Origin of the sequence: Chromohalobacter israelensis DSM 3043, from assembly GCF_000055785.1 — a bacterium.
Taxonomy (GTDB): Bacteria; Pseudomonadota; Gammaproteobacteria; order Pseudomonadales; family Halomonadaceae; genus Chromohalobacter; species Chromohalobacter israelensis.
Genome location: NC_007963.1, coordinates 1,572,386 through 1,596,738, shown reverse-complemented (window position 1 = coordinate 1,596,738; position 24,353 = coordinate 1,572,386). Strand labels below are relative to the sequence as shown.

Below are 24,353 nucleotides of genomic sequence, written 5' to 3'. Positions count from 1 at the left end.
CTTGCCTTGGCGTCAGAAGTATTGAACATGGGCTTTTTTACATTTATGACGCCCTCTGCAGAATGCTCTCGCCTCAAATGCTTGGGAAGATTTTTCTCCTTCATCTCTCGGTTACAGACCGGGCAATCAACATATTTTTCCTTATCAAGTACTTGAAGAACTCTGATGAGCGACCTTGGAAAAGCCGTCCAGGAGATGGACGGCAGGCAGCACTCAGAAGTGTCGTGCGAACAGAACGAGGTGACATCGCGCCGCAATACAGCCAAACACCCAAATCACAACGCCCAGCATCCCCACGAGCCCCCATAGTACAAGCGTCATGAGTGTGATCCCCGCATCGTTCGTCGCATGAATCAGCTCACCGATTACGGCTTTGATGGTCAGGCTACCAAAACACTACAAATGCACCGCTATTTAACACTCTCGTTTAACGGAAAGGTATACTTATCACTAAAAGGGATACATTCCCCCACCCTCTCATTCCAAGTCAACAAATTTTTATTACCGACAGGGAAGTCTTGTGGACAAAGGAGGCTTATACTGCCAAACCTATATAGCATAATTGCTGTTACACCAAACCCTTTGTCGCCATAAGGAATCACCCCCCATTTTTCCGAGTCTAACATTTCGCTATTGTATTCCTCCCCAGATATATAGTAATCTCTTATATTGTAATCGCTAACCCCTACAATATTTAAGACCTTTACAAATGTCCATTTCACCGTAGACGGAGAAGCCATAGCTACTACCATTGAAAAAACCAGCACACCTATGGAAACGCCTAGCCACTTTGATTTTGGATTGTTTCTCACGGCAACAGAATAGAAAAAAGCAGGAAGCAGTGTGGCTAGCATATTTGCCACCACCACAAATGACAAGTATAACTCTGACTCACTATCTTTCCAGTAGTGAGTCTTTAATACCAAGACAGCTACCAACAAACTAATTATAGAAGCCCCTGTCACAGCTAAAGCATAAGAAACCCACAGAGTCCAAACCTTCCCATTGTATTTCCATTTTTTTTCACCCTCTCCCTTAGGCTTAACTTTAGCTTTATTCAAAAACACATAGCGCCCGCTCAACAGGAAAAGAAAGATCAAAAGAACCAATGCAGGAAAGTTAATCGATTCGTAATAAATTAAAATCTTTGACAAAATTATCAAAACCCAAGCTACAACGCCCACAAATGCCAGCTTGATAGTCACATTCGAACCAAACGCATTTGGCTTGATAATTTTTGAAGGAATATTGTCAGCCATGCTCACAAGATACGACGGCGCTATTAACGAGACCAACAACCAAAGCCAAATAAAACCGCTCATAAATACGACAAATAGCAAGGAGGGCCCCAACTCAAGCGAGGATAAAAATATATCACTCCTCCCAATTATCTTTAAATAAACGAACAACAGAAGAAAGCCTATAACCCCTCCGACCCAAGTAAGCCCCGCCATTCCCGATGCGGCCGCTTGAACTCTTGAAACTACGCGCGCACTCTCCTCACTCTTGATAGAATTAACAATCAAGTCTTGTCTCTCCTGGCTCATATTTACCTCAAATAATCTATGCATATAGCACTAGTATTAATCGGCCTCACATCGGATTTCTTTAGCAGCATTATTTTTTTCAACTCCGACCACTGCATTTTCAGCTGCCAAACGGATCGCTGAAGCCCAGGTCTACTACGACCAGCACGAATTGTTCTATTGCGACTGCAATTTCAACTTCGAAGGGGACCGGGTCTCGCGAGCTGCGACTACTAGGTACATTTCAGCTGCGCCACCTTCAAGACCTGTGGCGCCATAACGTCATGTGAAGAAGCTGTCTTCCACCTACAGCAATGCGGGAACGGACGGCTTGATGGGGATAACGACGGCACACCATGCGGAGCAATTTGTAGTTAGCTACCCCCCATACTGCCGCGCCTGGCTCACCACCACGCCCGCAGCTCCGAGCGCCTGGCCCATCGCGATTCCTTGGGGCCGACGGTCGGCATCAGGCGCAAGCGCCCACCGATGCGATGGCTCTTGAAGAGCCGCTGCTCACCTTCCAGAGGTCCACCACCAGGTCCGCGTGCCCGGCGGGACGCTGCTCATCGACAACCAGTACGTCCCCCTCGATGAGAGGCCCCTCGATGCCGCCATCATCCCCGATCTCTACCAGATAGCAGCTCGACGGAAACTGTGACGCGTCATAGCCTCGCATCGCTGGATGGTCGAGATCCGCCACGAGCGGTCCCACATAGTGCACACGCATGCTGACTCCCTGCGCCGTTGAAGGTGGCTAACGCGGCTTGCTCATTACATAAGCATTTGCCGTCTTCTCGGTGCTTAGCTTAATACTGTATAAATAAACAGCACAAGTGGAACACAAGGAGGAGCTCATGCACGCGATATACATCGGCGCTCAGGATCTCGCCTCGCTTGTCACGTCACTCCCCCTCGCGGCGGGCACCGTCCGCGCAGGGTTCCCTAGCCCGGCCGACGATTACACCGAGGCGGAGCTGGATCTCGTCAGCCATCTCGTGCAGCCCCCAGCGCGACGTTTTACGCACGCGCCCAAGGAGATTCCATGGTTCAGCATGGGATACACGATGGAGACCTACTGATCGTCGATCGCTCGCTCGATCCTCGCGACGGCGACATTCTTGTCATGGCCATCGACGGCGACCTCACAGTCAAGAAGCTCGGCACGATCGGCAAGCGCCCGTACCTCTTGCCGGGCACCCCGAATTACGCGCCGATACCGATGGAAGGCAGGGAGTGTCATGTGTGGGGGGGTAGTCACGCACAACGTGCATGCGCACCGGGCAGGCGTAGGGAAATAAAAAAAGGCCCGTTGCCGGGCCTGTTGGCACAATCCGAGCCACATCGCATACCACTAGCGCCAGCATACCTTAGCCAATACTCATAAAACTAAGCAAAACATAAACAAAAATCAATAGAGGTGCTTTCATGCTCGCCCTGGTCGACAAGCTCAACCGTGAGATGAAACGCGACACCATCCGTCTAGGGGGGGCAGCGAAATAAGGGCAGCATGGCAACTGCGCCGCGACTTTCTCACACAGCGACGAAGAAATGGGAAGCCCCCAGGCAAAGTTCTGAGGGTAACCATAATATCGGCGTATTTTTTACGTTCGGAATTTTACCTATGGTCAAAAAACAATCGAAACATAATTATATTACTTAGAAAGAATCTCAAAAACCTTCTTAAATTTCATCCCTACACCCACGAACAAGAAAAATGAGTGCATCAGAAAAAAAAGAGAAGCCGAAATAAGCAGCATAACAAGATCTTTGTCTCCAGCTACCAATGCCAAAACCCCTGAGACAATCGATAGCAGCAAAAGACCAGCCACACAAAAAAGCTTAGAAACCAGTTTGTAAAAGTGCCCAGTAACCCTAATCCTAACTATAAAATTTTTGTCTGCTATTGCTACCAAAATAGATAGCGCAGTTATTAGAAAACCAAACAAAGTTGCTGCCAGTGTCGAAAAAACACTGGCAGACAGTCTTAAATCTTCATACCCGCTTAAGCTACAATAGGTTTTGTAACCAAAATAAGCGGATAACAAAACACTAAGAAACGCGGCGATCCGGCTGTCCAAAAATTTCATTGATGTCATCTCTCAAGGAGCCGTAGCTATTCGCTAAAGCAGCAAACATTGAGTCGAGCACTGGATACCTACCTCTCATTTCAACAAGCTGGGTGTCAGTCAGCCTATCCGCAATAAGGTCTATCGGATAATCGTGCTCACCATCTGTTAATTTAACACGAGCAACAGAAGCATTGCGTGTTTTAACTATCGATTCTGCTGCTTTTTTCAAGCCTGGCCAGAGAGTATGTTTATCCCGATCAGCAGATCTTCTGTCGGCGCTTAAGTTCACTCTTATTCTAGAGCTATTCCCCAAGTCAGCAAGCTTAGCAAATCGCTCCCCCCAGTCATCCTCAGGAAAATAGTCTGGGTTAGTGGGTGGTGCGTATGACAACTCAATAGTAACGGGTTCTAAGTTATCATCCAGCATACGCTCTACAGCATCGGGCTGAAGAATTGGGTTAAAAATAACCGTCTCGCCTAAATAACTTGAGATATATTCACTAAGGCGCCCGATCCTGGCAGCATGACCATTTCTCTGAAAAACGACCACACATTTATCTTTCTTTACAAGGAAGTGGTTTTTTTCTATCAAGCCTTCTTGTGCTTCAAGCTCCAGCTCTCTTTCCTCTCCTGCCGGACTTCCAGCATGAGGAAGGTCAGAAGTTCTGAATTTCGCAAGGACTCCTTTAATCGTACCTCCAGCCTTACTCATAGATCTAAGTTGATACTCGAATGATCCAAGATGATAAGAAGGCCTTTCTTCGAGGTCACAGATCTCTGAGAAGGTGGAGAATATATCTACACCTCCATCAGCATCGCTACCAACCATCCCCGAAAAAAAGTCAATGGAAAATTCTTTTTGGTCATAAACAGGCATAAACACCTCGCACTATCAAGCCTTATATTAATTTATAATTAAAAAACAACAGATTCTTAAATGAAGCTCAAAATATACAAATCTTCACTTCGTGCATCTATTCTTGGATAAATAAACTCTGAATCATGGGGTTTCCTACCGCTGAGCTCCCCACCGAAACCTAGTTAGCAAAAATCGCGACGATACCAAAAATGACAAACAGGAAAGCCCCAAAGAATCCGCCAACGAAACAGCCAACGATAAAACTTATGAAACCGTTTTTCCCCTTCTGCCGCTGATCTTACATGACCCTCACGGTCACGATGATAGCAATGACAAAAATGGCGACGGATGCGATACCCCCAAAGCATTCAGTTCCCCTTGTTTCAATTTCTTTTATAGCCGGCGGATCACCACACAATCCGCCCAGTCCTGACCCGGCACCGGCCCAGGATCTCCACGTCCTGCATCTCGTCGGGCTTGATCATCTCTTTTTCGTAAGCGTGGCTGTCGCTGATCAGCAGCCAGGCCCCGCCCGCAACGCTCTGCACACGCTTGAAGCGTGCGTCTGGGCTAGTCCCGTACAGCCAGATGTGCGCATATCCATCTACCCCTACCTACTACTCAGAACACTTAGGAAACACTACCTAAAGCCAAGGTCGCTGTCATTCCTAAATGAGCGGATATGCGACCAAACGGGGATGGTGAAGACGAGGTTAGAAACCCAGGAAGTGAGGCGTGCTCCTTCCAGAAGGCAGGCACAAAAAAAGCCGCTGATGGCTCAGCGGCTTTTCTAGATTCTGGCGGAGGGGGAGGGATTCGAAACCTCCACTACCGCCTAAAACAACTGTAACTTACTGATTTATATGGAGGCAATCTCGCGATTTTGGCGATTCTTGTTCCCAAACTGTTCCCAGGCGTTGACGGAGGAATGCGTGTGACGTGCGCGTGTACGTATGTTGCGCGGGGTAGACTCGGAATCCGAGGGGGGCTCGGAAAAAGGTAACAAAGGTAATGGATTGCCTAAATTCAATATAAACCATTGAATATAAAGAGATTCGAACAGTCGTTCAAAAGGTAACAAAAAGGTGATGCAAAGGTAATGCGTTACCTTTTTGAGAGGTGACAGAGAGAAATATCCATATCCTTTAAAAACAGCTACTTGCGAGCACGTTACCTTTTGCATTACCTCACGTTACCTTTTAGAGGTAACAGAAAAGCTTCAATAAATCAGACGGTTGGGGCATGATCTACCCTCATGTGACCGATGTTACCTTTTTCCGAGCCCCCCGCACCTTCATAAGGCGCCTCCCACTCCTGTGCTTCCTCACCACCCGTTTTGGGTGCTGCTCGATTTCGCATGATTCCGCATGACCTATCACCCTCTGCCAATCGCCTCGAAGCCCTGCAGCCAGACTGTATTGACCGTCCTGCATGAGTGCGTGAAAAGCGACAGGTTTAGCGCGCAGGCGGGGCGGGGTGTCGACGGCGCGCGGAGGGCGAGCAAGGTCTATCTTCTTGGTCTATGGTGAGTCAGGGAAGACGCAACCAACAGGTGGCACCGTGGATAACTATCACATCACGAAAGACGGCGACGACTGGAAGCTTCAGAAGGAAGGCAGTGACCGCGCTATAAAGCGATCTGGCACCAAGGATGAAGCCATACAGCACATGAGAGGCTATATGGACGGTAAGGAAGGGTCAGTAAAAATCCACAAAGAGGATGGGAAGATTCAAGAGGAACGCACCTATCCCGGAAGCTCTGATCCACATAGCTCCAAGGGATGAAGAAGGGGTCGCCAATCGGGCGACCCTTTTTCAATTTACACACCATTCAGCGGTTGGTGATGATCAGCTCTCCCCGCTTTCCAGTTGATTGCTTGCTGACGGTGTAATTGATCTGGGTGGTGTGGATCTTGAGGCCCGCGAACGCTCGCCGCATCTCCGGGATGTCGTTGACGCTAATGACGACCTGCCCTTTTGCTTTCCGTGCCAGCTCGGCCATTCGCTCGTACTGCTCGAGGCCGAAGTCGGTGCCGTAGCCGGCGGTTTCCCAGTACGGCGGATCCAGGTAGAAGAGCGTCTCGGGCCGATCGTAGCGCGTCACGCATTCCGACCAGTCTAGATGCTCGATCACCGTGCGAGATAGCCGGAGGTGTGCCTGGCTCAAATCCTCCTCAATGCGCATCAGGTTGAGACGAGGTGGGCTGGTCGCTGACGTCCCAAAGGTCTGGCCATGTACCTTGCCACCGAAGGCCAGCTTCTGCAGGTAGAAGAAGCGTGCCGCGCGCTGAATATCAGTGAGGTGCCGCGGGTTCACTTCACGCTGAGTCAGGTACTCTTCCCGGCTTACCAGGCTCCAGCGGAACTGGCGCACCAGCTCGTCGGGGTGGTGCTTGACGATGCGATAGAGATTCACCAACTCCCCATGGGCATCATTGATCACCTCCACGGGGCTCGGATCTTTCAAGAAGAAGATGGCCGCTCCCCCGCAGAAGGGTTCCACATAGGTTCTGTGTGGCTGGAACTGGGGGATGATGGCTTTCGCAAGACGGCGCTTGCCTCCCATCCATGGGAGGATCGGTTTCATGGTCATCCTGACACCTGTTTATTTATCCAGTTTCTGATATGCTTTCGGTGTCGCTGGATGCGCCAGGAAGGCGTTTACGATCAGGGACGATCACGGCGATGCATGCCCGGGGCCCACAAGCCCTGGGCTTTTTCGTGTTATCCGGTTGGCGATTCGCTGGCCGCCTCAAGTGTGTAAGGCCGAAACCGGATCACCTGCTCCCCCACCAGGTCGTTGACCTCTTCGAAGACGGCTTGCAGCGGCTCGAGCTCGTTGGTGACGAAGACCCTGGCCGCCTTCTCCACGTCGCCGAATCCTCCGACATTGTTGGGCATCACGCCCATCAGCTGGGGCGGTACGCGGTGGCTGGCGAGGGTGTCGTCGCGGGTTTCCTGCTTGATGCCGGCGAATTCGTCCTTGGCGGCGACCTCGCTGATGGGGATGATCTGTACGCCATCCTTCTTGCCGCCCGGCGAGTGAAGGAACAGGTTGCGGAAGTTGCCCACGCCCTTGGAGTTGCGCAGGGCCTCGCGCATGGCATCGATGTCTTCCTGGTTCTGCGCGGTATCGGAGACGTACATCACAAAGCCGGCATGACTACCGTTCAGGTAGTACTTGCGGCGGAACAAGGTAGCGTTTTCGTTGAGTAGGATCGACTGCAGCGCGCCGAGGTAGTCCGGCACGCCGTAGATCTCTTGGTTGATGTCAGGCTCCATCAGGTGGATCACCGAATCGCGCTCGAATTCGCTGGCCACCTGCCAGGATGTCACCCACCAGTACTGCCCTTCTTCGACGCCTCGGCGCACGTACTTGGCTCGCGCCGGCCGCAATGCCAGCAGCCGCCCAAGGCGCCCATACACCCGCTCGATGTACGCATTGCCAAACACCAGGTAATCCGTGACCAGGGCACGGAACGCCTGCCGGCTCAGTAGGCGATGCGGAATGAACGATCGCGATAGAATGTTGCGCTTCACCTGCAAACTGGAACCGTGATGTGCCGTCGCGCGATACACCTTGGCCAGCGCTGGCAGATCCACCGGCGGTTCGTACCAGCGCGCCGTCAGCATCCAACAGCCGGTGTAGAGGAAATCGGCCAGGTCCGTCACCGGTACCGGCTCGCCGAAGGTGAACGCCTCGGCCCGCGCCGGGGCTGGCGACGCCTCCGCCGCCGGTTCGGACTCGGACAGGGTCGCCGGCACACGCATGCGGGGTTTGTCGGCCGTGGTCATTCGGACATCTCCATGATGGCGCCGCCGCGCTCGCCCTCGGCGAGCACGTCGATGGGTTCGTTGTTGAGAGCGTGCATCGTCGCCCACGCCAAGTCGGCGTGGCCGGTTTGGGCGTTGCGCCCTGCGGTAAAGGTGAATTGGCGGCCGCTCGCGGTCAGCTCGCGGCGAATGGCGGTGAAGGACTGGGCGATGATCACGTCACGGCTATCGAACTCGAGACGCCCGCGCTCGATGATGTGCTGTGCCTGACGCACCAGCGCCGCCTTGCTGTCCGGCGTGTAGCGATAGCGCGTCACGCGCGGAAAGAACTTTGCGACCAGTTGCGCTACCGCCTCGCCCATGCCGTTGATATCGATGCCGATGAACTGGACGTTGTAGCGTCGGGTCACCTGCTCGATGAAGCCCGCTTGCTCTTCGTAGTCCTGTCCTTTGATGCGGTGCTTCTCCAGGATGCGATGCCGATCGTTGCGATTCTTCGCCGGCGCCAGCACGACTAGCCCCGCGCCATCGCCGTCTAGGTTGTCCCCCGCCGGGTCATAGCCCAGCCACACCGGCTTGTCGCCGAATGGGCGCGCGGCGAAAGGCTTCCAGTCGCGCCAGATGTCCCAGCTATCCACCATGCAGCGTTGCATGGTCATCATCGGGAACGCCGATTGGGAGTCGTCGACGAACTCACACATCAGGAGGTTGGCGAATTCCTCGTCGCTGTATTCCAGCCGCAGCTGATCGAGATCGAATAGGTCGCAGCCGCCGGCGATCGCGTCCTCGATGGTCACGATCTGGCGCCACTGACCGTCCGGGCCGCGAGCGCCGCCTTTCAACGCGGCGTGGCTGACGTCGATCGACACTCGGTCGGCCTTCTTCTGGCGCTTATTGAAGCGCTCGCCCGTCCAGAACGGATACGCCTCGTGCGCCACCGACGAGGGCGTGCTGAAGTAGGTTTGCTTCCACTTCTTGTGCATCGCCATGCCTGACGTGACTTTGCGGAACTGCTCGAAGCCGTTGATCCAGAAGTATTCGTCGAGATAGGTGTCGCCGTGGTAGCCCTGCGCGGTCTTTGCGTTCGTGCCCAGAAAGTGGAGCTCGGCGCCATTGGCCAAGACGATGGGATCGCCTTTGAGCTCCACGCCGGTAGCCTCTTTTACGAACTGCACGATGTAGTGCTTGAAGATGTGCGCCTGGGCCTTCGAGGCGCTCATGAAGATCTTGTTCTTGCCGGTCTCCACGGCGTCGGCGATCGCCTCGCGCGCGAAGTACCAGGTCGCGCCAATCTGCCTCGACTTGAGCAGGTTGCGGATACGTTCGTGCTGGCCGGCGCGGTACCAGGCGCGCTGGTAATCGAATAGTGAGGCCTCGAACGCCTCGACGATCTGGATCACGCCCTCGTCGCCGACATCGTTGCGCGCGGGTTTACGCTTCTCGCCGGCGTTGCGCCGTTCGATGTTCGGGTTGAGGTCGCTTTCTTTGCCCGATCCCTCGTACTTGTGGACCCGCGCCAGGCGCTCTACCTGGCGCCCCAGGAGATCCAGCTCCTTGAAGTCCTTGCCCTCCTTCGCGTCCTTCCAGATCAGTTGGATCATGCGCGCCTCGAGCGCGCCTTCGATGCGTTGACTTGGCGAAGCATCGTCCCAGGCATCGCGTTTCTTCCAGCTGTCGATGGTGGCACGGGGCAGGTCGAGGAATTCGGCGATACGCGCGATGCGCCACCCCATCCAGTAGAGGTGCCGAGCGGAGAGACGCGAGGCGTCTTGGGTATCCAGGTCGGGGGTCGATGTCGTCATGGCGCCCAGCGTACCCGCGCGCGGGAGTTCGCTATTGCAAGCCCCGGTGTAGACGGCATGACTCACACCCGGCCCGCGTTGAGCCGGGCAGCGAGTGCGCGGAACCTGACGCCCATACGCATTCCGTACCCCGAGGGCACTTCATGAAATGGTTCCGCATCGCGACCGAGGGCGCGACGACCGACGGCCGCAACATCAGCGCAGCCTGGCTGCAACAGATGGCCGACAACTTCGATCCCGACACCTACGGCTGCCGGATCAATCTGGAGCACATGCGCGGCATGCTGCCCGACGGGCCGTTCAAGAGTTACGGCGACGTCACCGCGCTGAAGACCGAGAAAGGCGAGGACGGCAAGCTTCAGCTGCTCGCGGCCATCGATCCCACCGACGACCTGAAGGCGCTCAACGACAAGCGCCAGAAGGTCTACACGTCGATGGAAGTCGATCCCAACTTCGCGGACACCGGTGAGGCGTATCTCGTCGGGCTCGCCGTCACCGACTCCCCCGCCTCGCTGGGCACCCAGATGTTGCAGTTCGCCGCCGGCGCGGGTAGCGAGTCACCGCTGGCCGGACGCAAGCAACGCCCGGACAACCTGTTTACCGCCGCCATCGAGACCGAGTTCGACTTCACCGCCGAGCCACCGACAGATTCCGGCCCGTCGCTCACCGAGCGCGTCAAGGCGCTGTTTCGCAAGCACGACGCCAAAAGCGAGGCGGGATTCGCTGCGTTTCGTGAAGAGCTCGAGCAGACCCTGGGACTCTTCGTCGAGAAGCATCAGGCCCTGGCCGATGACCTCAACGCGCGCCCCAGCGCCACGGACTTCAATGACCTGAAAGCCGCGCACGACACCCTGCAAACCCGCTTCGACGAGCTCTTCCAGCGCCTCGACAACACGCCGCGCCACACCCCACGCCAACGCGCCACCGGCGACGACGGCGCGATCGTCACCGACTGCTAAGGAACCCCGACGCTCATGCGCAACGATACCCGCATCCTCTTCAACCAGTTCGCCGACCAGGTGGCCAAGCTCAACGGTGTGCCCGACGCGACCCAGAAATTCGCCGTCGATCCCACCATTCAGCAGCGCCTCGAAAAACGCATTCAGGAGTCCAGTGACTTCCTGAACCGCATCAACATGATCGGCGTCGACGAGCTCAAGGGCGAAAAGCTCGCCCTGGGCGTCTCGGGCCCGATCGCCGGGCGTACCAACGTCAGCAATCAAGATCGCCAGACCCGCGATCTCTCTACGCTCGACCCGCAGGGCTACGAGTGCCGCATGACCGAGTTCGACACCCATCTCGGTTACAACAAGATCGACGCCTGGGCAAAGTTCCCCAACTTTCAGGCGCTGATTCGTGATGCCGTCATTCGTCAGCAGGCGCTCGACCGCATGACCATCGGATTCAACGGCACGAGTGCCGCCACGCAGACTGACCGCGCCGCGAACCCGATGCTCGAAGACGTCAACATCGGCTGGTTGCAGCAGTACCGCAACAACGCCCCGGCCCGCGTCATGACGGGCGGCGCCACCGCCGATACCGTCCAGGTCGGCAAGGGCGGCGATTACGTTAACCTCGACGCCCTGGTCTACGACGCCGTCAATAGCCTGCTCGAACCCTGGTACCGCCGCGTGCCGGGCCTGGTGGTGATCGTCGGCCGCGACCTGCTCAGCGACAAGTACTTCCCGCTGCTCAATACCGAACAGCCGCCCACCGAACAGATGGCTGCCGACCTGGTCATCAGCCAGAAGCGCATCGGCGGCCTGCAGGGCATGGACGTGCCGTTCTTCCCCGACAACGCGCTGATGGTCACCACGCTGGATAACCTCTCGATCTACTGGCAGACCGGCGCGCGCCGCCGCTACGTCACCGAGAATCCCAAGCGCAACCGCATCGAGAACTACGAGAGCTCGAACGACGCCTATGTCATCGAGGACTTCGGTGCCGGCTGCTTGATCGAGAACATCGAGCTCGGCGACTTCACGGCCGCGTAAGGGGGAGCGATGACCAGCCCAGCCCGCCGACACTTCGAACGCGTCAGCGCCGCACAAGCGGCGCGTGACGCCGGCGACGCGCCCATGCAGGGCGACGAATATCACTTCATGCAAGCCAAGCTCTTCGAGGACTACCGCCGGCTCAAGTCGGTGCAGTCTATCGAGCGCAAGGTCGCCATCAAGCGCGAGATCCTGCCCGACTACGCAGCCTACGTGGAAGGTGTGCTCGAAGCTGGCCAGGGCGCACAAGACGAGGTGCTGATGCGCGTCATGCTTTGGCGCATCGATGTCGGCGACATCGAGGGCGCGTTGAGCATCGGCCGCTATGCCCTGCGCCACGGGCTAGAGCCTGGCGATCAATTTCAGCGCTCCACCGCCGCGATTCTCGTCGAGGAAGCCGCCGACCAAGCGCTCGCCCTGGAAGCAGATGACGCCACCCTGCTCGAGGAACTCCAGGAGATCGAGCGCCTCACCGCGGGCGCGGACATGCACGACCAAATCCGCGCGAAATTGCACAAGGCCCTGGGCAACGCCCATCGCGCCGAGGGCACGCCACAGGAAGCGCTGACGCACTTTCGCCGGGCGCTGGAGCTCAACGACCGCGCCGGCGTCAAGAAAGACATCGAGCGCCTCGAGCGCGAGGTGAAGAACGCCGACGATCAAGCCAACGCCTGATCGTCGCCAACGAGTCGCACGCCGACGTCAGGGGGCGCGACGGTAGAGGCAAGCCCAAGGGGCGCAGCCTCGACCCATCGCCCACCCCCTTCTTGATCAGCACCAGGAGCCACGATGAACAGCTTCGTTTCGACCGGCACCACAAGCACGACCACCGCCGAGCCCGTCACGAATAACGGCTTCTGGCCGGATATCGAACCCGATGTGTTCCGTGACACGCATCGCCTCGACGGCACCATCACCGCAGTGCGAATCGAAGGCGCCCTGCTCGCCGCCATGGCCACGGTCAATCGCACGCTGCGCAATTGGCAGGCCAAACAGGTCGAGGCGGGCTATGACACGGTCGATGCCGTGCCGGTGCCAATCTGGCAAGCGCCGGGAGTGTTCAAAGCACTGTATCGCCGCGCGGTCTACTCCACGGCGCACGCCAGCCTGGTCGAGCGTTACGCCGACTACGACACCACCAACAGCGGGCGCGAGCGTAGCGAAAGCCTCGCCGAGCCGGCGGAGAGTTACCGGCGCGATGCGGCCTGGGCAATCAGCGAGATCGAGGGGCGCCCCCATAGCACGGTCGAGCTGATATGAGCCGCACGGTCCACGCACGGCAACACGACACACTCGACGCTATTTGCTATCGCATCTATGGCACCACCGCCGGCATCACCGAACGCGTGCTGCGGGCCAATCCTGGACTGGCCGATCTCGGCCCCGTCTTGCCTCACGGTACGCCCGTCATGCTGCCCGAGATCACCCAAGCCCCCAGCCGTGCGCCAACCGTGCAGCTCTGGGACTGACTTTCCAACGCTTCGAGGACCGCATGGCCCAGCCGCTCGAAATCACCACCGAAAGCCTCAAGGCGACCCCACCTGCATTCGTCACCGCTTTATACATGGGCGGCATGACGCCGGCCGACTGGGTCACCGCCCTGACTCTGCTCTACCTGGTCTTGCAGATCGGCTTGCTGATTCCGCATTACGTGCGCAAGTGGAAGCGCTGGAGGAACCGCGATGAGTCTTAAACGCCGCCTCATCGTCGGCGGGACCGCCGGCGCGCTCAGCCTCGCCACCGCCGTCGTCTCACAGTTCGAAGGGTATCGGTCGGAGGCCTACCGAGACCCCGTAGGCATTCCGACCATCTGTTATGGCCACACCGGCGATGTCGATATGGGCCAGACACTGAGCCAATCCGAGTGCAAGGAATTGCTCGCTGAGGATCTCGGCACGGCCTTCGACGCCGTCGACCAGCGCGTCGAAGTCGAGCTGCCCCCGGCGCGTCGCGCGGCCTTGGCCTCGTTCGTCTACAACGTCGGCGAAGGTAAATTCGCCCGCTCGACTCTGCTGAAGCGACTGAACGCCGGCAAAGTGCGCGCCGCCTGCGACGAGCTCAACCGCTGGGTCTACGCCGGGGGCCGTAAGCTCGCAGGCTTGGTCAAGCGCCGCGCCGCTGAACGCAAGCTGTGCCTGCGGGGGCTCGATCCGTGATGGCGCTATTGGGGCGCCTGCTCGGCGCCATACCGCTCAAGATCTGGCTGGTATTGATCGGCACCGGAGTGGTCGGTGCCGGCGGCTGGTTCGCCTGGCAGGAATACCGCACCGCGCTGACCGACGCAGCCAGCGCCCGGCAAGCCCTCGACGCTGCCCAGGCCGAAAACGCACAGCGTCAGTTGGTGATCGACGTCCTGTGGCAAAACGCCCAGCGCCTCGAGGAGCAACGCCAGCAGCTGAACGACACGAAGGCAGACCTGGAGCGCACCGCCTCGAACCGACTCACCCGCCTGCGGGAGCTGATCCATGAAAATGCCGAGTTACGTGCGTGGGCTGGTACTCGCCTGCCTGACGCTGTTATCCGCCTGCGCGAGCGCCCCGCCGTCACCGGCGCCACCGATTATCGTCAAGCGCTGCGCGACACCCAGCCCATGCAGCCTCCCCGCGAGCGCACCGATGACTAACGGCGCACTACTCGAGCAGCTCGAGCGAACCGAAGCCGCCTGGGCGCAATGCGCCGCCGAGGTCGATGCCATCATCCAATGCCACGAGCACACCGATGAAAAAACTCCACCTGCTACGCACGCACCTGATTAACGCCGTGCCGGGGCTGGCCCGAGATCCCAGTCGGCTGCTGACCTTCGTCGAGGATGGCAGCCTCGAGTTTCGACGTGGCCCCAATCTGTCCCACGAATATCAGTTCGCCGCGCAGCTGGTGCTGACCGACTTCGGCGATGACCTCGACACCGTCATGGTGCCGCTGCTGCAGTGGCTGGCCGAGTACCAGCCCGACGCGGATCCCGGCGAGGCGGTCAGCTTCGAAGCCGAGATCCTCAGCAACCAATCGGTGGACGTCGCGCTGCGCGTAAGGCTCACCGAGCGCGTGATCGCCAAGGTCGATTGCGACAGCGGCCATATCCACGTTGACCATGTCGTGTCGCGGTTCGAGCGCGATGCCTGCCCTATCTCGCGTTGGCAGCTACTACTGCGCGATGCCGAGGCCGACGACGACTACACCCTAGCCGCCGAATGGGGCGAGACCGATGAAAGATGACCTGCAGGCCCTGGAGGACTGGGCCGCGCCCCTGCTCGCCCAGCTCGAAGCCAAGGAACGCCGCCGCCTGGCGCGCGCCATCGCCCGCGACCTGCGCCGCAGCCAACGCCAGCGCATCCGCTCGCAAACCAATCCCGACGGCACACCCTATGCGCCGCGCAAGCCCCAAAAATGGCGAGCCCGGCAAGGCAGCATCCGCCGAAGCGCCATGTTCGACAAGCTCTCCACCGCCAAGTGGATGAAAGCCACCGCGCATGGCGACACCGCCGTGGTCAGTTTCATGGGCAACGTCGCGCGCATCGCCCGCACCCACCAGTACGGCCTACGCGACCGCGTCGATCGCGACGGCCCCACCATCGAATACCCGCAGCGCGAGCTGCTCGGCTTCACCGACGCCGACCGTGAGCTCGTCATCAACGCACTGTTCACCCATCTGGATCCGGTGTAAGACGCCCGCGCCACACCCTCGCCCGCTTCGCCTGGCACCGCAGCTTCCGCACGATAGCGGCATGCAAAACGTCGCCGAACTTCTCCGCCTGATTCACAACCTGATCCGCACCGGCACCATCGCCGCCGTGGATCACGACACCGCGCGGGTACGCGTCACCTCCGGCGAGCTGGTGACCGACTGGCTGCCCTGGATCGAGGGCCGCGCCGGCTCGACGCGCGACTGGGATCCGCCCACTAAAGGTGAGCAGGTTGTGGTGTTTTCGCCCGGTGGCGATCCAGCGGCAGGTGTGGTGCTCACTGGCCTTTACCGCCGCGCGCATCCTGCGCCAGCCAACTCCGGCGATGTTTGGCATCGCGTGTTTCCCGATGGCGCTGTCCTGGAGTACGACCACGCGGCACATCATCTGCGGGCCTCCCTGCCCGGCTCCGCCGGCCTGACCGCGAGTGGTGATGTCACGGTCTCCGCCGGCGGCGCCATCGAAGCGACGACTGAATCGACCCTAACCGCCACGGCCGCCGGCGGTGCGACGATCAACGCCAACACCCTCATCAACGGCAACCTGACGCTGAATGGCAACCTCAGCCAGCCCGCAGGCAAAAAGGCGACGATGGCCGGCGACGTGGCATTCAAGGGTGCCGTGACAAGCAACGGCAAGGACATCAGCTCCAAGCACGCCCACGACAAAGTCGAGCCCGGTAGCGGTACATCAGGGGAGGTCATTTAATGCCTGGCATGTCGCGCACCACCGGCCAGCGTCTCGACTCGCTCGAGCATCTCCGGCAATCCATCGTCGATATCCTGACCACGCCGCTGGGCTCGCGTGTGATGCGCCGCGACTACGGCTCGCTGCTACCCGAACTCATCGACCAGCCGCTGAACGGCGCCACGGCTCTGCGCGCCTACTCGGCCACCGTCGTCGCGCTGATGAAGTGGGAACCGCGTGTCCGCGTGACGCAGATCACCCGCATCGTATCCACCACGCGCCCAGGGCGTTTCGATCTGCGCATCGCAGGACGCCGTATCGACACCGGCGATGACGTAGCCATCGACGTCCCATTGGGGGCCGCCGCATGAGCTCCCCCATCGATCTTTCCCAACTGCCCGCGCCGAATGTCGTCGAAACGCTCGACTTCGAGACCATCCTCGCCGAGCGCAAATCCCGATTGCTCGAATTGACGCCCGAGGCCGACCGCGCCGACGCTGCGGCCACCCTCGAGCTCGAATCCGAGCCGATCACCAAGCTGTTGCAGGAAAACGCCTACCGGGAAATGACCTGGCGCCAGTGCGTCAACGAAGCCGCGCGCGCCGTGATGCTGGCCTATGCCGACGACAATGATCTCGACAACATGGCGGCCAACTTCAATACCCAACGCCTTGAGGTCGATCCCGGCGATCCCGATGCCACCCCGCCGGTACCGCCGACGTACGAGAGCGACACCGAACTCCGTCTACGCGCCCAGCGGGCATTCGAGGGCCTGAGCGTAGCGGGCCCCACGGGCGCCTACGAGTATCACGCGCTCAGCGCCGATGGCCGCGTCGCCGATGCCAGCGCCAAAAGCCCGGCTCCCTGCGAGGCTCTGGTCACGATCCTGGCGCGGGATGGCAACGGCAAGGCTCCCCAGGATCTACTCGACATCGTCGACGCCGCACTGTCCGACGAGGACATTCGTCCCGTCGGCGACCGGCTCACTGTCCAGAGCGCCGAGATCGTCGATTACGCCATCGACGCCACGCTGTATCTCTACCCCGGCCCCGAGCAGGATCCGATTCGCGAGGCCGCGCACGCACGCGCCGAGGCCTACGTGAAGGCACAACGCCGCCTCGGGCGCGATATCCGCCTCTCGGCGATCTACGCCGCGCTCCATGTCGAGGGCGTCCAGCGCGTCACCCTCGACGCGCCCGGCGTGGATGTCGTCCTCGATGCCACCCAGGCCTCGCACTGCACCGCGATCGCGCTACGCATCGGAGGTACCGATGAGTGACCGCTCCCTGCTACCGCCTAACGCCACCAATCTTGAGCGCGCCGCGGCCGAGGCTCTGGCCGAGATCGAGCGGGTACCCGTGCCGCTGCGCCAACTCTGGCATCCGGACACCTGTCCGGCGCACCTGCTGCCGTACTTGGCCTGGGCGTTTTCTGTCGACCGGTGGGACTCGGCCTGGCCGGATACCACCAAGCGCGACGTGGTTCGCTCGGCCTTCTACATACACCGGCACAAGGGAACCATTTCGGCATTGCGCCGCGTCGTCGAGCCCTTGGGCTATTTGCTGGAGGTCACCGAATGGTGGCAGACCCAGCCCGAGGGCCCGCGCGGCACATTCGCGCTGCGCGTCGGCGTCCTCGACCAGGGCATCAGCGATGCCATGTACCGGGAACTCACCCGTCTGGTCGACGATGCCAAGCCGCTCACGCGGCATATCGCCGGACTCGACCTGCTCGGGGAAACGCGAGGGCCGCTCTATCTCGGCGCGACCACTCAGGATGGCCACACCACCATCGTATATCCCTACGTCGCCGCGCAAACCGAAAACACCGGCCTCGCGCATGTCGGCGCCGGGCTTCACGTCATCGACACTACCACCGTCTATCCGAATACCGCCTAGGAGCCGCCCATGGCGAAGTTCTATACCGTGCCGACCGCCGTCGGCGAAGCCAAGATCGCCAATGCCATTGCCCTCGGCAGGACCCTCACCATCGCCGAGCTCGCCATCGGCGACGGCAATGGCTCCCTTCCCAACCCGGATAGCGACCGCACGTCGCTGGTCAACCAGGTGCGCCGCGCGCCCATCAACACCAGCGTCGTGGACGACGACAATCCGAATTGGATCGTAGTCGAGCAAGTGATCCCGCCGGACGAAGGCGGATGGACGATTCGTGAGATCGGCCTGTTCGACTCGGACGGCGACATGATCGCCTACGGCAACTACCCCGAGACCTACAAGCCCGTGCTCTCGGAAGGCTCCGGCCGCACACAGACGATCCGGTTTGTGATGCAGGTCTCCGACACCGCCGCCGTGACGCTGAAGGTGGATCCCTCCATCGTGCTGGCGACGCGCAAGCTCGTGGACGACAAGATCGACGAGCACGCCCAAAGCCGGGATCACCCGGATGCCACGACGACGCAACGCGGCTTCGTCAAGAAAGCGACCTGGGACGCGACGCGCCAGCGCTCGAGTACCGCCTCGGTGGTCACGCCAGGCGGCCTGGATGGCGCCATGGCCGACCACGAGAACGCCTCGACGGCACACCGCGCCTCGCAAATCGCGCTCGACAAGGCCCTCGACGTCTTCGGCGATGCCGATACCGTCCAGGCGGTGCTGGCCCTCCTGGGCGCGGCGGCCAAGGCCGCGAACCACAACGACATTGACGGCCGTGACAGTTCAGACGCGCATCCCATGGGTGCCATTTCCGGGCTGAATGCTGCTCTCGAGGCACTCGACCAGGCGATCGGCACCAAGCCCGACCGCGACCAGGTCGTCCGGGCGGACAAGCCGTCGCAAATCGACGTCGGCCGTGGCGTGGTGATGATCGAAAACCACGACCAGGACAACGCGGACGGCGCCGGTCTCACCTTCCGCACGACCGACAATCCCGGCGACGGATCACCGGAAAACGTGGGGGCGATCCTTGCCATCCGCTCCAGCGGTGACGCTCTGCGTCTATGGGTCGGCCAGTCGGTGACCTCGACCGGCGATAACGACTTCGAGACCCGCAACCTCAAGGCATCCGGCACCATCAGCGGCAACGGATCGGGTCTGAACAGGGTCAACGCCGACACGGTCGATGGCTGGCACCGGGACCGTATCCGCCAATGGGGCAATATCACCGGCAAACCGGCCACGGCAACAAGATGGCCGCGATGGAGCGAAGTCAGTGGAAAGCCGGACCTCACCCAAAACACCGGTTCGGGGCAAGTCGGCACATACGGCATGTTCGTGGCGCGCGGCGGCGCGACTACTCCAGGTCATACAACATCAGGTAGTGCCCTGCGCTGGTCGAACTGTGCGGGCAACAGGAATAACGGCCGCGCCCCTTCGGGTACCTGGCGCCTGATGGGCTCCTTGGCTGAAGGCGACCGGGATGCGGAATCCTCGAATTCGACCGCGATTTATCTAAGGATTGCATGATGGAAAATGTTGACGCCCTCGACTACCGCGCCCCAGCGCTGAACGCATCCGGTGGCATCGATTGCGAGATCGACCACCCAGACTACGGCTGGATTCCCTTCACCGCATCGCCCGACGATGACGAGCCCGCCGGCCGTGCTCTCTACCGCCGAATCGTCGAAAGCGAAGGCGACCTAGAAGCCTACCGGGAACCGCTGGGCGACCTCGCAGCCCGCAAACGTGACGAGATCGAAGCCGCACGCGACGACGCCATCGCCGGCGGATTCGAGCATACGTTCGGCGACACCACGGATATCGTGCAGACCAGGGAGCGGGACAGGGAGAACATCACCCGGCTGGCCGTCAGCGCTCAGCGCAAGCCGGACGCCACCTTCCCGTTCCGCGCCGCATCGAATACGGAATACCGGCTGACAGCGGACGAAATGCTCGCGCTACACGATGCCGAACAAGCACACGTGAGCGAGCAGTACCGCAGAAGCTGGGAGCTGAAAGCGCGGCTGGAACAGGCGCTCGAGGCCGAGGACCGGGAAGGGATCGAGGCGGTCACCTGGTAATGCCCACACTCACCTAAGCCCGCCGCGTGGCGGGCTATTTGCGAGGGCGTCCTTCCCAAACCATGCAAAGAAATCCAGCTATTTCTATTCATTTAACTTCGCCCCTATGCGCTGCCATATACCCTCAACGCTGACTGGATCATTATAAGACAGACGCATTCTTAGTTTACTTCTGACCAAATAACAAAACTCATCGTCTTGCTCTGATCCAACATGGTAAGCATAAACGGCTTCGACGCAGTCCCAATACCTGTATTCATCAAGCAGACAATCAAAGTAATCAAAAAGCTCTGGCGCATGATGAATCTGTTGAACCATAAACTGAGTAACCCTATAGGGATGGCCAATGGACTGATTCACTATCGACCTCAAGCAATTTGGAGAAACTTCTCCTAACACCCTAAAGCGATTGGGGTGCCTAAGAATTGACTCAGGGGTTATAGGACCATCGTGATCCAACGCTGCTATATCTCTTACACAACCGGGATCAAAAGACAAATGTCTTTGCAAATCTTTATGTGCACTACTTAGAATTTTTGGAAAAATCTGAATAGCATTTTCATATGCCCTTCCCCTTCTTGACTCTTCATCCTGCGCTTCAATAATGGCATCTTGCTGCTTCAGCGTGAGGATCAAAGCGAAAAGAGTGAATGTGACTGCTGCCACACCTACTGTTCCTGAAAGATAGGTGCCCAAATCGGCCCATACAGACGAGTCACTATCCAGTTCCCCACCTCCAAACTGATACAGGTAGAGCCCAATCGCCACCGCAGATACTGTCATTGTGCCCCCAACCAAGAGGCTATAGACCCAGCGCTTATGCCCTCTCTTCATTCTATCCCCCTACGTTTCTGTAGATCACAGTCTATCCCACGCGGGTGTCTTTGGGTCGTCCTACCCTCGTCGCACAACGCTCAAGCCTCGTGCGCAGGGCAATCATACTTTGCTCGCCAGTTGGGATACTCAGTCAGGCAAACGCTGCGGGCCGGGTTGGAGTTGAGGCGGTAGGGATCGGAGAAACGAGACAGCCCGCCGGGCGGCGGGCTTTAGGCCTATCTATTGAACGCGCTAGGCCTCACCACTGGCGCGGAAGGAAGATCAACGTAGGTGGTTTTGATCCCCAGCTTCTCCCCTATCTTGCTTAGGCTATCGCATACCCTCTCCGGGATTCGCACGCTAGGCATGTGTGTCTGATTTTTGCCGTGTAGAACATCATTAGCCATCAAGTTTAAGAGCATGGAAGCCTCTGTAACATCTTCCGCTTTAGGTACGAAGCGCAGTAGTTCCCACGATCCATAAAACGGTATCGACTCCATCTTGGCTATATTGATACCCCCCATCCTTTTCAATGAATTAGACATATCGTCTGTCGCATTACAGTTCGTCAGAGATGCTTGGTTGGAAAGAAGAAAATAACTCAACTGACCCAAGGCTTCGCGAAAATCGTGTATCGGCTTGATCACAAATTGCTCGATCAATCTGCCAAGCACGAAGACCGAAACCCCAGTCACTACCGTCGCAAATATTTCCACTACACTGCCCTCTTTTGTCACCACACATCCTACAACCCCAACCACTTGCCCAACTCTACCAGCCCCGACGCCATGAACGCCTGATAGGGATGATGGACACTTCTATCACATGAATGGCGCCAAGCCCGATGCCAGGGTGCCAACTAAAGTTGAGAGCACCGCAAGCTCTCCAATAAAGCTCACCCTCTTGTAATAGCGTTCTCGGATAGCACTTATTCGACCATCCCCCATCATGCCAGGTGTCATTAGCGCAGAAGCTTTAGATGTTAAAAGCCCGACAGCAATCCCCACTCCTATAGCGAAGGTTCCCCCTACCTGAGCTACAAACTTCCAATCAACCTTACCGAGATGCAGCGAATCCATTACAGCGACTATCGCAGAGATAGCCAACAAAAAATATAAAATCACTGATATTTGATATCTTCTTTTCACCCCTATTTCAATTTCATCGATTAGTTTAGAGAATTCTTCTTCTGTCATAGCGAAATCCTGTAGCTTTGAATTGTGCTGTAGCTTCCACTAGCCGCTCTCCCCGCACCATGAGTTCCTGATCTGAAATGCCCAGTCCCTTTATCACGATGCCTCATGCACTCGATCTTCTAGGTGTAAACCCCGTCTCCTACACCCTGCCCCACTAACACCCTGCCGCGCCACCCCGCACGATATCGGCGTGAATTCACGGTTTCTTTTGAAACTCAGGCCGAACCTGCGCAGGAGCCTCCATGGCACTCGACCAATACCATCACGGGGTGCGCGTCTCCGAAGTCAATGACGGTACCCGCACCATCCGCACCGTTTCCACAGCGGTCATCGGCGTGGTCTGCACCGCCGAGGATGCCGACGATAAAACCTTTCCCCTCGACCGCCCGGCACTGGTCACCAATGTCGATACCGCCATCGGCAAGGCCGGTACCCAGGGCACGCTGAAGGATACCCTCACCACGATCGGCCAGCAGTCCAAGCCGGTCATCGTGGTGGTGCGCGTGGCCGAGGGCATCGATGACGAGGAAACCACCGCCAACGTCATCGGTACCACGACCGAGACGGGACAGCGTACCGGCCTGCAAGCGCTGCTCACCGCCAAGCAAAAGCTGGGCGTGACGCCGCGCATCATCGGCGTGCCAGCGTTGGATACTCAGCCGGTGGCCACCGCCCTGGTGCCGGTGCTGCAACAGCTGCGCGCCTTCGGCTACGTCTATGCCCAGGGCTGCGAGACCATCACCGACGTGACCGCATATCGCGATGAGTTCGGCGCCCGGGAGCTGATGGTGATCTGGCCGCAGTTCGAGGCGTTCGATACCGACGATGCCGCCACGGTCACGGTCAGCCCCGTACCCGTCGCGCTCGGCCTGCGCGCGAAGCTCGACCAGGAGGTCGGCTGGCACAAGACCCTTTCCAACGTCGTGGTCAACGGCGTCACCGGGATCGACCGCGACGTGTTCTGGGATCTGCAGTCACCCAATACCGATGCCGGCATCCTCAACACTGCCGACGTCACCACGCTGATCAACCAGGGCGGTTACCGCTTCTGGGGCTCGCGCACCTGCGCCGGACCGGAATCCCTGTTCCCCTTTGAAAACTATACGAGGACGGCTCAGATTCTCGCCGACACGGTCGCCGAGGCGCACCTGTGGGCGGTCGACAAGCCGCTTCACGCCTCGCTCGCGCGGGACATCATCGAAGGGGTCAACGCCAAGTTTCGCGAGCTCAAGAACCTGGGGCTGATCGTCGACGGCTCGGCCTGGCTGAACGAAGACCTCACCACCGAGACCTCCCTCAAGGCGGGCAAGCTGCGCATCGATTACGACTACACGCCGGTACCGCCGCTCGAGGACCTGGGCTTCCAGCAGCGCATCACCGATTCGTATCTCGCCGACTTCGCCGAGCGCGTCGCGGCCACCGCCTGAACTGACTAGATAGGGACCGATCATGGCACTTCCCAAGAAGCTCAAGGACCTGAACCTGTTCAGCAATGGCGATAGCTGGCAGGGCATCGTCCAGTCCGTCACCTTGCCGACCCTCGCGCGCAAGATCGAGGAATGGCGCGGCGGCGGCATGGATGGGCCCGTCGGCATCGACATGGGCCAAGACGGCCTCATGACCTGCCAATGGACCGTCGGCGGCCTGGTCGAAAGCATCTTCGACAACTTCGGCACCTCACGCATCGACGCCGACATGCTGCGCATGACCGGAAGCTACGAGCGCGACGACGTCGACGAGGCCTCGGCGGTCGAGGTCGTCATGCGTGGCCGTCACACCGAGATCGACATGGGCGACGCCCAAGCCGGCGAGAACACCGAACACCAGGTCACCAGCACGTTGAGCTATTACAAGCTCAGCATCGACGGCGCCCCCAAGGTCGAGATCGACCTCATCAACCAGGTGTTCAAAGTCAACGGCGAGGACCGCCTCGCGGGCCGTCGCCAACGCCTGGGCATCTGAAAAGGAAGA

32 protein-coding genes and 1 pseudogene are annotated in these 24,353 nt (G+C 58.8%); 23 read left to right on the top strand and 10 right to left on the bottom strand.

The window, feature by feature from the left end; all coding sequences use genetic code 11:
- Window positions 1-410: 410 nt before the first annotated feature.
- Entirely contained in the window at window positions 411-1,547 is a 1,137-nt protein-coding gene (locus CSAL_RS17435) for a hypothetical protein (protein ID WP_148266809.1), read from the bottom strand.
- A 249-nt stretch (window positions 1,548-1,796) separates the two neighbouring features.
- Between CSAL_RS17435 and CSAL_RS17860 the strand changes: the two are divergent.
- Window positions 1,797-1,904: pseudogene (locus tag CSAL_RS17860) on the top strand (hypothetical protein); the annotation flags it as partial.
- A 91-nt stretch (window positions 1,905-1,995) separates the two neighbouring features.
- Here CSAL_RS17860 and CSAL_RS07160 read toward each other — a convergent pair.
- Entirely contained in the window at window positions 1,996-2,256 is a 261-nt protein-coding gene (locus tag CSAL_RS07160) for a S24/S26 family peptidase (RefSeq protein ID WP_011506709.1), read from the bottom strand.
- A gap of 127 nt (window positions 2,257-2,383) precedes the next feature.
- On the opposite strand from CSAL_RS07160, the gene CSAL_RS17705 reads away from it, so the two are divergent.
- Entirely contained in the window at window positions 2,384-2,608 is a 225-nt protein-coding gene (locus CSAL_RS17705) for a S24/S26 family peptidase (protein WP_244846523.1), read from the top strand.
- Window positions 2,572-2,913 (top strand): LexA family protein, encoded by a 342-nt coding sequence (locus CSAL_RS17700; RefSeq protein WP_244846521.1) that lies wholly within the window; start codon window positions 2,572-2,574, stop codon window positions 2,911-2,913. The genes CSAL_RS17705 and CSAL_RS17700 overlap by 37 nt, the downstream gene beginning before the upstream one ends.
- Before the next feature lie 268 nt (window positions 2,914-3,181).
- Here the strand turns inward: CSAL_RS17700 and CSAL_RS17430 are convergent, their stop codons facing one another.
- Together CSAL_RS17430 and CSAL_RS17425 are read right to left on the bottom strand one after the other, a co-directional pair.
- A complete protein-coding gene (locus CSAL_RS17430; protein ID WP_148266808.1) occupies window positions 3,182-3,616 on the bottom strand; it encodes a hypothetical protein in 435 nt (144 codons plus the stop codon).
- Window positions 3,579-4,475, bottom strand: coding sequence for a DUF6731 family protein (locus CSAL_RS17425; RefSeq protein ID WP_148266807.1), 897 nt, complete (start codon window positions 4,473-4,475; stop codon window positions 3,579-3,581). The genes CSAL_RS17430 and CSAL_RS17425 overlap by 38 nt, the downstream gene beginning before the upstream one ends.
- Window positions 4,476-6,017: 1,542 nt before the next feature.
- Here CSAL_RS17425 and CSAL_RS17190 point away from each other — a divergent pair.
- Window positions 6,018-6,242, top strand: a complete 225-nt coding sequence (locus tag CSAL_RS17190; protein WP_083831086.1) for a DUF2188 domain-containing protein — start codon at window positions 6,018-6,020, stop codon at window positions 6,240-6,242.
- Window positions 6,243-6,288: 46 nt separating this feature from the next.
- On the opposite strand, the gene CSAL_RS07145 is transcribed toward CSAL_RS17190, so the two are convergent.
- The 3 genes from CSAL_RS07145 to CSAL_RS07135 form a co-directional block, all read right to left on the bottom strand.
- Complete coding sequence (locus tag CSAL_RS07145) at window positions 6,289-7,044, bottom strand: DNA adenine methylase (RefSeq protein ID WP_222832153.1); 756 nt, start codon at window positions 7,042-7,044, stop codon at window positions 6,289-6,291.
- 137 nt (window positions 7,045-7,181) lie between these two features.
- Window positions 7,182-8,252, bottom strand: coding sequence for a phage portal protein (locus CSAL_RS07140; RefSeq protein ID WP_011506701.1), 1,071 nt, complete (start codon window positions 8,250-8,252; stop codon window positions 7,182-7,184).
- Window positions 8,249-10,033 carry a terminase large subunit domain-containing protein gene (locus CSAL_RS07135; protein WP_011506700.1) on the bottom strand — a complete coding sequence of 595 codons (1,785 nt, stop codon included), beginning with the start codon at window positions 10,031-10,033 and terminating at the stop codon, window positions 8,249-8,251. Before CSAL_RS07135 ends, CSAL_RS07140 begins: the two co-directional genes overlap by 4 nt.
- Window positions 10,034-10,176: 143 nt before the next feature.
- Here CSAL_RS07135 and CSAL_RS07130 point away from each other — a divergent pair, with 143 nt between their 5' ends.
- The 17 genes from CSAL_RS07130 to CSAL_RS07050 all read left to right on the top strand — a co-directional run bounded on the left by CSAL_RS07130 (window position 10,177) and on the right by CSAL_RS07050 (window position 20,370).
- The gene (locus tag CSAL_RS07130) at window positions 10,177-10,992 is read left to right on the top strand and encodes a GPO family capsid scaffolding protein (protein WP_011506699.1); all 816 of its coding nucleotides are present in this window, start codon (window positions 10,177-10,179) and stop codon (window positions 10,990-10,992) included.
- 15 nt (window positions 10,993-11,007) lie between these two features.
- Window positions 11,008-12,027 (top strand): phage major capsid protein, P2 family, encoded by a 1,020-nt coding sequence (locus tag CSAL_RS07125; protein ID WP_011506698.1) that lies wholly within the window; start codon window positions 11,008-11,010, stop codon window positions 12,025-12,027.
- A 9-nt stretch (window positions 12,028-12,036) separates the two neighbouring features.
- On the top strand, window positions 12,037-12,702 hold the full coding sequence (gene gpM / locus CSAL_RS07120; RefSeq protein WP_011506697.1) for a phage terminase small subunit: 666 nt from the start codon (window positions 12,037-12,039) through the stop codon (window positions 12,700-12,702).
- Between the two features lie 114 nt (window positions 12,703-12,816).
- On the top strand, window positions 12,817-13,287 hold the full coding sequence (locus tag CSAL_RS07115; protein WP_011506696.1) for a head completion/stabilization protein: 471 nt from the start codon (window positions 12,817-12,819) through the stop codon (window positions 13,285-13,287).
- Complete coding sequence (locus CSAL_RS07110; RefSeq protein ID WP_043558149.1) at window positions 13,284-13,496, top strand: tail protein X; 213 nt, start codon at window positions 13,284-13,286, stop codon at window positions 13,494-13,496. The genes CSAL_RS07115 and CSAL_RS07110 overlap by 4 nt, the downstream gene beginning before the upstream one ends.
- Window positions 13,497-13,519: 23 nt before the next feature.
- Window positions 13,520-13,720 (top strand): phage holin family protein, encoded by a 201-nt coding sequence (locus tag CSAL_RS07105; protein ID WP_011506694.1) that lies wholly within the window; start codon window positions 13,520-13,522, stop codon window positions 13,718-13,720.
- A complete protein-coding gene (locus CSAL_RS07100; RefSeq protein ID WP_011506693.1) occupies window positions 13,710-14,183 on the top strand; it encodes a lysozyme in 474 nt (157 codons plus the stop codon). Before CSAL_RS07105 ends, CSAL_RS07100 begins: the two co-directional genes overlap by 11 nt.
- Window positions 14,183-14,650 carry an Rz-like lysis system protein LysB gene (gene lysB / locus CSAL_RS16910; protein ID WP_011506692.1) on the top strand — a complete coding sequence of 156 codons (468 nt, stop codon included), beginning with the start codon at window positions 14,183-14,185 and terminating at the stop codon, window positions 14,648-14,650. Before CSAL_RS07100 ends, lysB begins: the two co-directional genes overlap by 1 nt.
- On the top strand, window positions 14,535-14,783 hold the full coding sequence (lysC, locus tag CSAL_RS17855) for an Rz1-like lysis system protein LysC (protein ID WP_370599267.1): 249 nt from the start codon (window positions 14,535-14,537) through the stop codon (window positions 14,781-14,783). The genes lysB and lysC overlap by 116 nt, the downstream gene beginning before the upstream one ends.
- A complete protein-coding gene (locus tag CSAL_RS07085; RefSeq protein ID WP_050934504.1) occupies window positions 14,746-15,240 on the top strand; it encodes a phage tail protein in 495 nt (164 codons plus the stop codon). The genes lysC and CSAL_RS07085 overlap by 38 nt, the downstream gene beginning before the upstream one ends.
- Window positions 15,230-15,688, top strand: a complete 459-nt coding sequence (locus tag CSAL_RS07080; protein ID WP_011506690.1) for a phage virion morphogenesis protein — start codon at window positions 15,230-15,232, stop codon at window positions 15,686-15,688. The genes CSAL_RS07085 and CSAL_RS07080 overlap by 11 nt, the downstream gene beginning before the upstream one ends.
- 61 nt (window positions 15,689-15,749) lie before the next feature.
- The gene (locus CSAL_RS07075) at window positions 15,750-16,415 is read left to right on the top strand and encodes a phage baseplate assembly protein V (RefSeq protein WP_011506689.1); all 666 of its coding nucleotides are present in this window, start codon (window positions 15,750-15,752) and stop codon (window positions 16,413-16,415) included.
- Complete coding sequence (locus tag CSAL_RS07070) at window positions 16,415-16,765, top strand: GPW/gp25 family protein (RefSeq protein WP_011506688.1); 351 nt, start codon at window positions 16,415-16,417, stop codon at window positions 16,763-16,765. Before CSAL_RS07075 ends, CSAL_RS07070 begins: the two co-directional genes overlap by 1 nt.
- On the top strand, window positions 16,762-17,673 hold the full coding sequence (locus CSAL_RS07065) for a baseplate assembly protein (RefSeq protein ID WP_011506687.1): 912 nt from the start codon (window positions 16,762-16,764) through the stop codon (window positions 17,671-17,673). The genes CSAL_RS07070 and CSAL_RS07065 overlap by 4 nt, the downstream gene beginning before the upstream one ends.
- Complete coding sequence (locus CSAL_RS07060; protein ID WP_011506686.1) at window positions 17,666-18,292, top strand: phage tail protein I; 627 nt, start codon at window positions 17,666-17,668, stop codon at window positions 18,290-18,292. The genes CSAL_RS07065 and CSAL_RS07060 overlap by 8 nt, the downstream gene beginning before the upstream one ends.
- Window positions 18,293-18,301: 9 nt before the next feature.
- Window positions 18,302-19,816, top strand: a complete 1,515-nt coding sequence (locus tag CSAL_RS16905) for a phage tail protein (protein WP_011506685.1) — start codon at window positions 18,302-18,304, stop codon at window positions 19,814-19,816.
- The gene (locus CSAL_RS07050) at window positions 19,813-20,370 is read left to right on the top strand and encodes a DUF4376 domain-containing protein (protein ID WP_011506684.1); all 558 of its coding nucleotides are present in this window, start codon (window positions 19,813-19,815) and stop codon (window positions 20,368-20,370) included. Before CSAL_RS16905 ends, CSAL_RS07050 begins: the two co-directional genes overlap by 4 nt.
- Window positions 20,371-20,454: 84 nt before the next feature.
- On the opposite strand, the gene CSAL_RS17420 is transcribed toward CSAL_RS07050, so the two are convergent.
- The 3 genes from CSAL_RS17420 to CSAL_RS07035 form a co-directional block, all read right to left on the bottom strand.
- Window positions 20,455-21,153 carry a hypothetical protein gene (locus tag CSAL_RS17420; RefSeq protein WP_148266805.1) on the bottom strand — a complete coding sequence of 233 codons (699 nt, stop codon included), beginning with the start codon at window positions 21,151-21,153 and terminating at the stop codon, window positions 20,455-20,457.
- A gap of 269 nt (window positions 21,154-21,422) precedes the next feature.
- Window positions 21,423-21,923 (bottom strand): hypothetical protein, encoded by a 501-nt coding sequence (locus CSAL_RS07040; RefSeq protein WP_148266804.1) that lies wholly within the window; start codon window positions 21,921-21,923, stop codon window positions 21,423-21,425.
- Between the two features lie 84 nt (window positions 21,924-22,007).
- The gene (locus CSAL_RS07035) at window positions 22,008-22,382 is read right to left on the bottom strand and encodes a hypothetical protein (protein WP_011506681.1); all 375 of its coding nucleotides are present in this window, start codon (window positions 22,380-22,382) and stop codon (window positions 22,008-22,010) included.
- A gap of 242 nt (window positions 22,383-22,624) precedes the next feature.
- Between CSAL_RS07035 and CSAL_RS07030 the strand changes: the two genes are divergently transcribed.
- Together CSAL_RS07030 and CSAL_RS07025 are read left to right on the top strand one after the other, a co-directional pair.
- The gene (locus CSAL_RS07030) at window positions 22,625-23,809 is read left to right on the top strand and encodes a phage tail sheath protein (protein ID WP_011506680.1); all 1,185 of its coding nucleotides are present in this window, start codon (window positions 22,625-22,627) and stop codon (window positions 23,807-23,809) included.
- Between the two features lie 22 nt (window positions 23,810-23,831).
- The gene (locus CSAL_RS07025; RefSeq protein ID WP_011506679.1) at window positions 23,832-24,344 is read left to right on the top strand and encodes a phage major tail tube protein; all 513 of its coding nucleotides are present in this window, start codon (window positions 23,832-23,834) and stop codon (window positions 24,342-24,344) included.
- The last annotated feature ends 9 nt before the right edge of the window (window positions 24,345-24,353 follow it).

Coding starts and splice junctions, on each gene's coding strand:
- CSAL_RS17435 (WP_148266809.1), bottom strand. CDS start 1,547: ATGAGCCAGGAGAGACAAGACTTGATTGTTAATTCTATCAAGAGTGAG.
- CSAL_RS07160 (WP_011506709.1), bottom strand. CDS start 2,256: ATGCGTGTGCACTATGTGGGACCGCTCGTGGCGGATCTCGACCATCCA.
- CSAL_RS17705 (WP_244846523.1), top strand. CDS start 2,384: ATGCACGCGATATACATCGGCGCTCAGGATCTCGCCTCGCTTGTCACG.
- CSAL_RS17700 (WP_244846521.1), top strand. CDS start 2,572: ATGGTTCAGCATGGGATACACGATGGAGACCTACTGATCGTCGATCGC.
- CSAL_RS17430 (WP_148266808.1), bottom strand. CDS start 3,616: ATGAAATTTTTGGACAGCCGGATCGCCGCGTTTCTTAGTGTTTTGTTA.
- CSAL_RS17425 (WP_148266807.1), bottom strand. CDS start 4,475: ATGCCTGTTTATGACCAAAAAGAATTTTCCATTGACTTTTTTTCGGGG.
- CSAL_RS07145 (WP_222832153.1), bottom strand. CDS start 7,044: ATGAAACCGATCCTCCCATGGATGGGAGGCAAGCGCCGTCTTGCGAAA.
- CSAL_RS07140 (WP_011506701.1), bottom strand. CDS start 8,252: ATGACCACGGCCGACAAACCCCGCATGCGTGTGCCGGCGACCCTGTCC.
- CSAL_RS07135 (WP_011506700.1), bottom strand. CDS start 10,033: ATGACGACATCGACCCCCGACCTGGATACCCAAGACGCCTCGCGTCTC.
- CSAL_RS07130 (WP_011506699.1), top strand. CDS start 10,177: ATGAAATGGTTCCGCATCGCGACCGAGGGCGCGACGACCGACGGCCGC.
- CSAL_RS07125 (WP_011506698.1), top strand. CDS start 11,008: ATGCGCAACGATACCCGCATCCTCTTCAACCAGTTCGCCGACCAGGTG.
- gpM (WP_011506697.1), top strand. CDS start 12,037: ATGACCAGCCCAGCCCGCCGACACTTCGAACGCGTCAGCGCCGCACAA.
- CSAL_RS07115 (WP_011506696.1), top strand. CDS start 12,817: ATGAACAGCTTCGTTTCGACCGGCACCACAAGCACGACCACCGCCGAG.
- CSAL_RS07110 (WP_043558149.1), top strand. CDS start 13,284: ATGAGCCGCACGGTCCACGCACGGCAACACGACACACTCGACGCTATT.
- CSAL_RS07105 (WP_011506694.1), top strand. CDS start 13,520: ATGGCCCAGCCGCTCGAAATCACCACCGAAAGCCTCAAGGCGACCCCA.
- CSAL_RS07100 (WP_011506693.1), top strand. CDS start 13,710: ATGAGTCTTAAACGCCGCCTCATCGTCGGCGGGACCGCCGGCGCGCTC.
- lysB (WP_011506692.1), top strand. CDS start 14,183: ATGGCGCTATTGGGGCGCCTGCTCGGCGCCATACCGCTCAAGATCTGG.
- CSAL_RS07085 (WP_050934504.1), top strand. CDS start 14,746: ATGAAAAAACTCCACCTGCTACGCACGCACCTGATTAACGCCGTGCCG.
- CSAL_RS07080 (WP_011506690.1), top strand. CDS start 15,230: ATGAAAGATGACCTGCAGGCCCTGGAGGACTGGGCCGCGCCCCTGCTC.
- CSAL_RS07075 (WP_011506689.1), top strand. CDS start 15,750: ATGCAAAACGTCGCCGAACTTCTCCGCCTGATTCACAACCTGATCCGC.
- CSAL_RS07070 (WP_011506688.1), top strand. CDS start 16,415: ATGCCTGGCATGTCGCGCACCACCGGCCAGCGTCTCGACTCGCTCGAG.
- CSAL_RS07065 (WP_011506687.1), top strand. CDS start 16,762: ATGAGCTCCCCCATCGATCTTTCCCAACTGCCCGCGCCGAATGTCGTC.
- CSAL_RS07060 (WP_011506686.1), top strand. CDS start 17,666: ATGAGTGACCGCTCCCTGCTACCGCCTAACGCCACCAATCTTGAGCGC.
- CSAL_RS16905 (WP_011506685.1), top strand. CDS start 18,302: ATGGCGAAGTTCTATACCGTGCCGACCGCCGTCGGCGAAGCCAAGATC.
- CSAL_RS07050 (WP_011506684.1), top strand. CDS start 19,813: ATGATGGAAAATGTTGACGCCCTCGACTACCGCGCCCCAGCGCTGAAC.
- CSAL_RS17420 (WP_148266805.1), bottom strand. CDS start 21,153: ATGACAGTATCTGCGGTGGCGATTGGGCTCTACCTGTATCAGTTTGGA.
- CSAL_RS07035 (WP_011506681.1), bottom strand. CDS start 22,382: ATGACAGAAGAAGAATTCTCTAAACTAATCGATGAAATTGAAATAGGG.
- CSAL_RS07030 (WP_011506680.1), top strand. CDS start 22,625: ATGGCACTCGACCAATACCATCACGGGGTGCGCGTCTCCGAAGTCAAT.
- CSAL_RS07025 (WP_011506679.1), top strand. CDS start 23,832: ATGGCACTTCCCAAGAAGCTCAAGGACCTGAACCTGTTCAGCAATGGC.